Genomic DNA, 8,190 nt, shown 5'->3' with positions numbered 1-8,190 from the left:
CGGCGGAACGTCTCGGGTCCCACCCACACGCTCGCCGCGGCCACGGCCCGGCGCTCCGTGGGGGCCTTTCCGCCCACGTCCACCATGCGGGCCGCCCCCGACTCGTCGAAATGGGTGAAGCCCCGGCTCATGGGGCGCCCTTCACCTCGAACCCGTCCACCACCATGTAGTTGTAGTCGTTGCCCAGGTAGTCGAACACGCCGTAGGCCGTGACCTTGGCCCCCTTCTTGAGGTTCAGGAGTTCGTCGGCCTGGGGGTGGTCCTTCTTGAGGTAGAGCCGCACCAGACTCGGGGTGCCGAGGGCGAAGCAGAAATAGTCCCGGGTGTTGATCTTGGTTTTCCGGATCTGGTAGCAGAAATCGCTGCCCGTGAACAGGAACACCCCGGTCACCTGGACCTTCTTGCCCTGGTACTCGTCCCGGTGCCGCACCAGATCGGCCTGGGTCACCGGCTCGTAGTCGGCCGGGTTGCACTCGGCCGCGGCCACCCCGGCCACCAGGCAAAGCCCCACGGCCAGAACCATCATCGTTCGGATCGCCTTCGTCATCGTCGCTCCCTCGCTTCCGTCTCGGCGCCCGCCTCGGCCGCCACCAGGTCCCACACCTGCACGGCCCCGCCCCCATTCCGGGCCCAGCGCTCCGCCAACGCTTCCACCGCCCGCCGCCGCTCCGGGTACGGAAGCCGCGGCAGGAGCCCCGCGCTCATGGGCTCGAGCCCATAAAACCCCAGGAACCGCTCCGGGGGCAAGGGCAGCCGGAGCCGTCGGGTGCGGATCTCCCCAAACTCCCGCCCGAGGGCCTCGAGCACCCGGTCCCAGGCCAACACGGCGTGGCGGCCCGGCTCGTACCCCATCTCGGCCAGCAGGTCGGGCACCGGGCGGCCGGTCTCGGCCTCGTACACCCCTTCGAGGAACGAGGCCAAAAGGGCGCCCCCGGGCCGCAGCAGCCGCCGGGCGCCCCGGACCGAGGCCGCGGCATCCGGGAGCATGAAGAGCACCGCGTTATAGACCACCAGATCAAACGGCCCCCGGAGGGCTTCCAGCCGGCAGGCGTCGGCCACCAGGAACCGGACGCCCGGCACCCGCTCCCGGGCCACGCGGAGCATGCCCGGGCTGAGGTCGCAGCCGACCACGGCGCCCCGGGGCCCCGCGGCCTCGCGGAGAATCCGGGTGGAGGCGCCGGTTCCGCAGCCCACGTCCAGCACCCGGGCCCCCTCCACCGCCCCGGGGGGGGCGAGGGACAGGAGCGCCCGGGTGAGCTCTTGGAAGTGGGACGTCTCGGCCTCGAACCGGTCGTAGCCCTCGGCCCCCCGGTCGAAGTTCGCCCGGATGCGGTCGCGGATCGCCCTGGCCTTTTCGGGTGGGAGCATCGGTTCGCCTTTCCCGGGCCGGTGCCGTTCGGCACGCGACCCGTACGTCCCGGCGGGGCCGGGGGTTACTCGGGGGCAAGACGGTCTAGGGTCTACGGTCCGCGGTCTTCGGTCGGCGGTCCACGGTCCTCGTGGGACTGCGTGGAACCCGGGGGCCGGTCGGCCGGTCCCGGCGCCCCGCAGCGGGTGGCACCCGGGAAGACGGCCGCATTGTACCAGACCCGTTCCCGCCCCACTACGCGGCCGGGCCGCCCCGCGCCTGGTAATCCGGGCGGTGGGCACCTAAAATGCCCCTCCTTGGCCCCCGCCGGGGCGCCGCTATCCGGTTTCAGGAAAGGAGGGTTCCATGGTCATCGCCGCCACGGGTTCCTACCTACCCGAACGGGTCCTCCACAATCGCGACCTGGAAAAGATGGTCGACACCTCGGACGAGTGGATCTACACCCGCACCGGCATCCGGGAGCGGCGGGTGGCGGCCCCCGACGAGGCCACCTCCGACATCTGCCTCCAGGCCGCCCGGCGGGCCATGGAATGGGACGGCGTCGGGCCCCAGGACCTGGACCTCATCGTGGTGACCACCATCACCCCCGACACCATGTGCCCCTCGGCCGCCTGCTGGCTCCAGAACAAGCTGGGGGCCGACCGGGCGGTGGCCTTCGACTTGGCCGCGGCCTGCTCGGGCTTCCTGTTCGGCCTCAAGACCGTGCAGTCGTACCTCGCGGCCGACGAGCGCATCCAGAACGTGCTCCTGTGCTCGGCCGAGGTCATGACCCGCACCGTGGACTACACCGACCGCTCGTCGTGCATCCTGTGGGGCGACGGGGGTGCGGCCGCGATCATCCGGCGCGACGGCCCGGGCCTGCACCTCAAGCGTGTGGAGATCCGCACCCAGGGCGCCTACGGCGAGGACCTCCTGCTGCCCGGGGGCGGGTCGCGCACCACGCCCATCTCCCACGAGAGCGTGGATAAGAAGCTCCACACCCTGAAACTCGAGGGCAAGAAGACCTTCCGGGTGGCCGTGCGGTGCATGGCCGACATCGCCAAGGAGGTGCTCGAGGCCGAGGGCCTCGGCGTGGACGACGTGGACTGGGTCATTCCCCACCAGGCGAACCGCCGGATCCAGGAGGCCGTGGCCCAGATGCTCAAGCTCCCCCTGGAGAAGATGGTCTTCACCATCGAGAAGTACGGGAACATCTCGAGCGCCACGATCCCGATCGCCCTCGACGAGGCCTGGCGGGACGGCCGCATCCGGCCGGGGCACCGGGTGCTCCTCACGGCCTTCGGGGGCGGCCTCACCTGGGGCGCCGCCCTCCTGGAGGCCCGGGGGTGAGAGGCGTCGACGGCTGGGAAAGCGGTTCCAGTTGCATCCGTAGCGGCTTCCGCCGCCGAGCCGCCCCGCGCGTGGAACCACGGCGCAAGGGGTTCGCTTTCCAGCGTTCCAGCCTTCCCGCACTAACGATCCACGGAGCCGACCGTTGCTGACCGAACGCATCCTCACGGCCGCCCTGCGGTTCATCAACCGCCGCGTGCTCCGGGTCCGGGTGGATCCCGGGGTCACCCTGCCGCCGCCGGTGGAGGGCCGGCCGTGCCTTCTGTACATCCACGTGCCGTTTTGCGAGCGGCTGTGCCCCTACTGCTCGTTCAACCGCTACCCGTTCCGGGAGGACCCGGCCCGGGCCTACTTCCGGAGCCTCCGGGAGGAGATGCGGCGGGTGGCCGACCTTGGGTACCGGTGCACCTCGGTGTACGTGGGGGGCGGCACGCCCACGATCCTCGTGGACGAACTCGTCCAGACCCTCGACCTGGCCCGGAAGCTCTTTCCGGTGCGGGAGGTCTCGTGCGAGACGAACCCCAACCACCTCATCCCCGAGGTGGTGGACCCCCTCACCGAGCGGGTACAGCGGTTCTCCGTGGGGGTCCAGAGCTTCGACGACGAGCTCCTCAAGCAGATGGACCGGTACGACAAGTACGGGAGCGGCCGGGAGATCCTGGAGCGGCTCCAGGCCACGGCGGGCCGGTTCCACTCCCTGAACGTGGACATGATCTTCAACTTCCCGAGCCAGACCCGGGCGTCGCTCCTTCGCGACGTGGAGATGCTCGTCGCCTCGGGGGCGAACCAGACCACCTTCTACCCCCTCATGAGTTCCCCGGCCGTGCGGCGCAAACTCCGGGAGACCGTGGGCCCGGTGAGCTACACCCGGGAACACCGCTACTACCAGGCCCTGTGCGAGGCCCTCGACGGCGCCTTCGAGCCGGCCACGGCCTGGACGTTCTCTCGCCGGGCGGGCCAGATGATCGACGAGTACATCGTGGACTACGAGGACTACGTGGGGGTGGGGAGCGGGGCCTTCAGCTACCTCGACGGCACGATCTACGTGAACACCTTCAGCCTCCGGGAATACGGCGAGCGCATCGCGTCGGGCCGGCTCTCGGCGGCCGCGGCCCGGCGCTACCCCCTGAAGGAGCAGATGCGCTACCGGTTCATGATGGACCTCTTCGGGCTCAAGCTCGACAAGAAGGCGTTCCGGGAGCGGTTCGGGGTGGGGGTGGAGCGGGGGCTCCCGCTGGAGATGGCCTTCTTCCGGGCCGCGGGGGCCTTCGACCGGGACGACGCCGAGGCCCTGACCCTCACCCCCAAGGGCCGGTATCTGCTCGTGGCCATGATGCGGGAGTTCTTCGCCGGGGTGAACCAGTTCCGCGACCAGGCCCGGGCCGCCCTGCCCCCCGAGGAGCGCCGGGTGCTCTTCGGCGAGGGGGCCTGCGGCCAGGCGGCCTGCGCCCCGGAGCCCAAACGCGCATGATCCCGCTCTCAACGCTTGGCCCAAACGACGGCGTAGAGCCTTGCGGGGCAGCCTCCTAGCCTTCCAGCTTTCCAGCCTTCCAGCAGGGACGACATGACCGATCTTCTCGCCATCGCCGTCGAGGCGGCCCGGGCCGCCGGCCGGATCCAGCGCGAGCAGCTGGCCTCCGGGTTCGCCGTGCGCCACAAGGGCGCCGTGGACCTCGTGACCGAGGTGGACCTCGCCTGCGAGGAGGCGATCCGCGCCATCCTGGCCCGCCGGGCCCCCGGCACGGCCGTGCTCGGGGAGGAGGAGGGGGAGACCGGGACGGGCCGGGACCGCTGGATCGTGGACCCCCTGGACGGCACCACCAACTACGCCCACGGGTTCCCCGTGTGCTGCGCCTCCATCGCCTGGGAGGAGGGGGGCCGGGTGGTCCTGGGCGCCGTATACGACCCCTTCCGCGACGAACTCTTTACCGCCGTGCGGGGCCGGGGCGCCCGGCGAAACGGGGAGCCGATGCGGGTGTCCGAAACCGGCCGCCTCCCCGAGGCCCTGCTGGCCACGGGGTTCCCCTACGACCGAGGCGAGAACCCCAGGAACTACCGGGAGTTCTGCCACCTGACCCAACGCACCCAGGGGGTACGGCGCACGGGCTCGGCCGCCCTCGACCTGGCCTACACGGCCGCGGGCCGGTTCGACGGGTTCTGGGAGCCTGGGCTCAAACCCTGGGACCTGGCGGCCGGCTGCCTCCTCGTGGAGGAGGCGGGGGGCGTCGTCACCGGCTACGACGGCGGCCCCTTCACCCCCTACGACGCCGACGTGGTGGCCGCGAACCCAGTCCTCCACCCCCTCCTTCTCCAAGCCCTGGCGGAAGCCCGCACCCGCCCCGTGCCGGGGGGGTGAACTACGTCTTGATCCCCAGATCCTCCATCATCTCCTCCACCTCCTCGGCCCCTTTCTCGTAGAACGTCTGCTCGTCGGGGGCGAGGTGGTGCAGGAGGCGCAGGAACTCGCCGGCGTGGACCCGCTCCTCGTCGGCGATGTCCTTGAGCACGGCCTTGGCGAGCGCGTCGTCGGTGCTCTCGGCGAGCTGCATGTAGAGCTGGATTGCCTCGTACTCGGCCGACACCATGAACCGGATGGCCCGGATGAGTTCCTCCCGGGTCAGCTTCCGGTCGTTGGCAAGGCCGGAAAAGGGACTTCCGAACTCGGGCATAGCTCGTCCTCCTGTCTGGCGTTTCATTGGGGGAAACGTAGCAATCGGCCGGAGAGTCTGCCACGGGCCCGGCCGGGCGCAAGCCTTGGACGCGCTCTCCTCTGCCGGGCCTCACATCGCCTGGACGTAACATCCGGGCGGCGACGCCGGAACCCCGAGGGTTTTCAGCCGCCAAGCCGCCCAACCGCCACGCCGCCTGGCCGAAGGCACACGGAAGCCTTGGAAGCGCGGGGCGCGAGTTGGTAGGCTTCGGGGAACTCCGGTGTCGGGTCGACCGTGTTCGGTCATTCGACCGCGGCCCGGAGACCGCTGACCGCTTTCCCGAGGAGCCAACCCATGTCCAAGCCCGCCACGTTTACCTGCAGCCGGTGTTCCGCCGTGTGGACCAAGCAGGGGTCCACCCACTGCTGGAGCGGCGATCCGGAACAGGGTCCGCCTCGGCCCGGAAACTGCCCCTCGGCCGTAGCGCCCGAGGTCATCGCCGAGGCGTTCGACCTCTACCGGGGCGACGGGGAGGACGCCCGCATGGCCCGGGTGGCCGCGGTGGTGGAGGGGCTCTGCTACCAGCCCGAGCCCGAGAGCGAGGCCGTGAACGCCCGCTGGACCCGGGTGGAGGACACGATCGCGTTCGCGAAGCTCATGGGCTACACGAAGCTCGGCATCGCGACCTGCATCGGGCTCCTGGACGAGACAAACCGGCTCACCAAAATCCTCGAGGCCCAAGGGTTCGAGGTGGCCAGCGTATGCTGCAAATCCGGGAGCATCGACAAGCTGGAGCTCGGGCTCTCCGAGGAGAACAAGGTCCGGCCCGGCACCTTCGAGCCGGCCTGCAACCCCGTGGCCCAGGCCCGGCTCCTGAACCGGGTGGGCACCCACCTCAACCTCATCGTGGGCCTGTGCGTGGGCCACGACATCCTGTTCACGAAGTACTCCGAGGCCCCGGTCACCACCCTGGTGGTCAAGGACCGGGTCACGGGCCACAACCCGGTGGCGGTGCTCTACGGCCAGAACTTCTACTACAAGCGGCTCCAGGCCCGGCCCCTCGAGGTGCCGGCGGACGGCGAGGCCTCCGGTGGCTGAGATCCCCCGCCGGCTCGAGGCCCTCCGCCGGCTCCTGGCCGAGCGGGGCCTGACCCACTACCTGGTGCCGACGTCCGACGAACACCTCTCCGAGATCCCGGCCCCGTGGCGCCGGCGGCGGGAGTGGGCGAGCGGGTTCACGGGTTCGGCCGGGGACCTCCTGGTGGGGGTGGAGGAGGGGGAGACCCGGCTCTTCACCGACAGCCGGTACCACCTTCAGGCCGAGGGGGAACTCGTGGGCACGGGCATCGGCCTGGAGCGGGTGGGCGCGCCGGGGAGCCGTACCCTCACCCAGGCGATCCGGGACCTCGCCGCGGCCCGGGGCGAGGGGTTCCGGCTCGGCTTCGACCCCTGGTGCGTGGCGGACGACACGGCGCGGGCGTGGGAGCGGATCGCGGAGGAGACCGGGGCCGAACTGGTGCCCGTGGAGCCGAACCTGGTGGACCTCCTGTGGACCGGTCGGCCCGCCCCCTCCGAAACGCCCCTTTTCCCCTGCCCGCACGAGTGGTCCGGCGAGTCGCTCCCGGGGCGTTGGGCCCGGGCGCGGGAACTTCTCGGGAAGACCGGGGCCGGCACCCTGGTCACGGTGAGCCGGGAGGAGGTGGCCTGGGTCACGGGGCTTCGGAGCTTCGACGAGGTGCCCCACACCCCGGTGTTCGAGGGGTTCCTGATCGCCGGGGCCGGCGGGATGGAGCTCTTCGTCCGAAACCCGCGGGCGCGCCTTCCCGAGGGCTTCGGCGCGGACCTCCCTGGGTTCCGGCCGCGGCCCTACGAGGCGTTTCGCGAAGTGCTCCCCGCGCTGGAGGGGCGGGTGGCGGTGGACCCGGCCGCGGTGCCCCGGGGCGTCACCCGGGCCCTCGAGGCCGCCGGGTGTCGGGTGGTGCGGGCCCCCTCGCCCCTGGCCGAGGCCAAGGCCGTGAAGACCCCGGCCGAGCTCCGGGCCATGGAGCGGGCCGGCCGGCTCGCGAGCCGGGCCAAGGCCGCGGCCCTCGCGTGGCTCCGGGCCGAGACGGACGCCGCCCGGGCCGTGACCGAGGCCGGGTTCCGGGACCGGCTCGAGGCCCTCTACCGGGACCTCCCCGGGTTCCGGGACCTCTCGTTTCCCACCATAGCGGCCGCCGGGGAGCACGCCGCCGTGGTCCACTACGCCGGCGCCGACGAGACCCCCCTCCGGCCCGGCGAACTCTTCCTCGTGGACTCGGGCGTGCAGCTCGACGGCGGCACCACCGACGCCACCCGCACCGTAGCCGTGGGCGCGCCCACGCCCGAGCAGCGCCGGATCTACACCCTGGTGCTCCGGGCCCACATCGCGGCCGCCCGGATGGTGTTCCCCGAGGAGGCGCCCGGGGCCGCGGTGGACGCCGTGTGCCGGGCCGTGCTCTGGGAGGCCGGGCTCGACTACGGCCACGGCACGGGCCACGGGGTGGGCGCGTTCCTCTCGGTGCACGAGGGGCCCTTTGCCCTGGCGCCGGCGAGCCGCCGGCCCGCCTCGTCGGTTCCCCTCAAGCCCGGCATGGTGACCTCCATCGAGCCCGGATCCTACCGGCCGGGGTTCGGGGGGGTGCGCCTCGAGAACCTCTACGCCGTCGTCGAAACGGGGGGCGTGATCGAGGGCCGGAAGGCCCTGGGGTTCCGGCCGCTCACCTGGATCCCCTTCGACGAGCGGCTGATCGCGCCCGAACTCCTCACCCCGGCCGAGCGGGACTGGCTGGAGCGCTACCACGAGGAGTGCGATCGGGTGCT

The 8,190-nt window shown here is 71.7% G+C and carries 8 protein-coding genes; 5 read left to right on the top strand and 3 right to left on the bottom strand.

Annotation, left to right across the window (positions count from 1 at the left end):
- Positions 1-127: 127 nt before the first annotated feature.
- On the bottom strand, positions 128-547 hold the full coding sequence (locus ACY0I8_RS14210; protein ID WP_459942007.1) for a hypothetical protein: 420 nt from the start codon (positions 545-547) through the stop codon (positions 128-130).
- Positions 544-1,368, bottom strand: coding sequence for a class I SAM-dependent methyltransferase (locus ACY0I8_RS14205; protein ID WP_459942008.1), 825 nt, complete (start codon positions 1,366-1,368; stop codon positions 544-546). Before ACY0I8_RS14205 ends, ACY0I8_RS14210 begins: the two co-directional genes overlap by 4 nt.
- Positions 1,369-1,714: 346 nt before the next feature.
- Between ACY0I8_RS14205 and ACY0I8_RS14200 the strand changes: the two genes are divergently transcribed.
- The 3 genes from ACY0I8_RS14200 (at position 1,715) to ACY0I8_RS14190 (ending at position 5,054) form a co-directional block, all read left to right on the top strand.
- The gene (locus tag ACY0I8_RS14200; RefSeq protein ID WP_459942009.1) at positions 1,715-2,698 is read left to right on the top strand and encodes a beta-ketoacyl-ACP synthase III; all 984 of its coding nucleotides are present in this window, start codon (positions 1,715-1,717) and stop codon (positions 2,696-2,698) included.
- A gap of 145 nt (positions 2,699-2,843) precedes the next feature.
- Positions 2,844-4,169 (top strand): coproporphyrinogen III oxidase family protein, encoded by a 1,326-nt coding sequence (locus ACY0I8_RS14195; RefSeq protein ID WP_459942010.1) that lies wholly within the window; start codon positions 2,844-2,846, stop codon positions 4,167-4,169.
- Between the two features lie 93 nt (positions 4,170-4,262).
- Positions 4,263-5,054: an inositol monophosphatase family protein gene (locus ACY0I8_RS14190; RefSeq protein ID WP_461395290.1), complete on the top strand. Its 792-nt coding sequence runs from the start codon at positions 4,263-4,265 to the stop codon at positions 5,052-5,054.
- A gap of 1 nt (position 5,055) precedes the next feature.
- On the opposite strand, the gene ACY0I8_RS14185 is transcribed toward ACY0I8_RS14190, so the two are convergent.
- Positions 5,056-5,367 (bottom strand): ferritin family protein, encoded by a 312-nt coding sequence (locus ACY0I8_RS14185; RefSeq protein ID WP_459942012.1) that lies wholly within the window; start codon positions 5,365-5,367, stop codon positions 5,056-5,058.
- A gap of 336 nt (positions 5,368-5,703) precedes the next feature.
- Here ACY0I8_RS14185 and ACY0I8_RS14180 point away from each other — a divergent pair, with 336 nt between their 5' ends.
- Both ACY0I8_RS14180 and ACY0I8_RS14175 read left to right on the top strand, forming a co-directional pair.
- A complete protein-coding gene (locus tag ACY0I8_RS14180) occupies positions 5,704-6,447 on the top strand; it encodes a DUF1847 domain-containing protein (protein WP_459942013.1) in 744 nt (247 codons plus the stop codon).
- Positions 6,440-8,190, top strand: a 1,751-nt coding sequence (locus ACY0I8_RS14175) for a M24 family metallopeptidase (protein WP_461395289.1), incomplete at its 3' end; no start/stop codon positions are given. The genes ACY0I8_RS14180 and ACY0I8_RS14175, both read left to right, overlap by 8 nt.

This window comes from Deferrisoma sp. (genome assembly GCF_054681715.1).
The sequence above is the reverse complement of the archived record's forward strand: the minus strand, read 5'-3'. Positions and strand labels throughout refer to the sequence as shown.

What these genes read in the sequence shown, in the direction of transcription:
- ACY0I8_RS14210 (WP_459942007.1), bottom strand. Translation starts at nt 547, where the DNA reads ATGACGAAGGCGATCCGAACGATGATGGTTCTGGCCGTGGGGCTTTGC.
- ACY0I8_RS14185 (WP_459942012.1), bottom strand. Translation starts at nt 5,367, where the DNA reads ATGCCCGAGTTCGGAAGTCCCTTTTCCGGCCTTGCCAACGACCGGAAG.
- ACY0I8_RS14200 (WP_459942009.1), top strand. Translation starts at nt 1,715, where the DNA reads ATGGTCATCGCCGCCACGGGTTCCTACCTACCCGAACGGGTCCTCCAC.
- ACY0I8_RS14205 (WP_459942008.1), bottom strand. Translation starts at nt 1,368, where the DNA reads ATGCTCCCACCCGAAAAGGCCAGGGCGATCCGCGACCGCATCCGGGCG.
- ACY0I8_RS14180 (WP_459942013.1), top strand. Translation starts at nt 5,704, where the DNA reads ATGTCCAAGCCCGCCACGTTTACCTGCAGCCGGTGTTCCGCCGTGTGG.
- ACY0I8_RS14190 (WP_461395290.1), top strand. Translation starts at nt 4,263, where the DNA reads ATGACCGATCTTCTCGCCATCGCCGTCGAGGCGGCCCGGGCCGCCGGC.